This is a genomic window from Methylobacterium segetis (genome assembly GCF_004348265.1).
Lineage (GTDB): Bacteria > Pseudomonadota > Alphaproteobacteria > Rhizobiales > Beijerinckiaceae > Methylobacterium > Methylobacterium segetis.
Window position 1 is genome coordinate 1 of sequence record NZ_SMNT01000201.1, and the last position, 511, is coordinate 511.

Sequence of the window (511 nt, forward strand, 5' to 3'; positions counted from 1 at the left end):
CGGCCAGCGCGGTGCCCGGCGTGAAGGAGAAGGTGCCGTTCGCGGCCGCCGTCGTCGAGCCGAGGATCGTCGCGCCGTTCGAGATCGTGACGACCGAGCCGGCCTCGGCCGTGCCGGTGATGGTGGGGGTGCTGTCGTTCGTGGGCGCGAGCGGCGCGATCGTCGGGACGCGGGGCGCGGTGAGGTCGAGCTGGAGCGACAGCGCCGCCGAGGCCGGCGAGGCGTTGCCGACCGCGTCGCGGGCCACCGCCGTGAGGTTGTAGGCGCCCTCCGTCAGCGGCGTCTCGGGCGTGAAGGTGAAGACCCCGTTCGAGCCGGCGATCGCGGTGCCGAGCACGGTCCCGCCATTGGAGATCGTCACGGTCGCGCCGGCCTCGGCGGTGCCGGTCACCGTCGGGGTCGAGTCGTTGGTGAGGCCGCCGCCGGAGAGGAAGACGGGCGTCCCGGGGGCCGTCGCGTCGACCCGGAGGCTGATCGCCCCCGAGGCGGGGCCGAGATTGCCGGCCGCGTC

Annotated in this window: 1 protein-coding gene; it reads right to left on the bottom strand. The window is 75.3% G+C overall.

The window, feature by feature from the left end:
• Window positions 1-511, bottom strand: a 511-nt coding sequence (locus tag E1J50_RS25870) for an Ig-like domain-containing protein (protein ID WP_132257105.1), incomplete at both ends; no start/stop codon positions are given.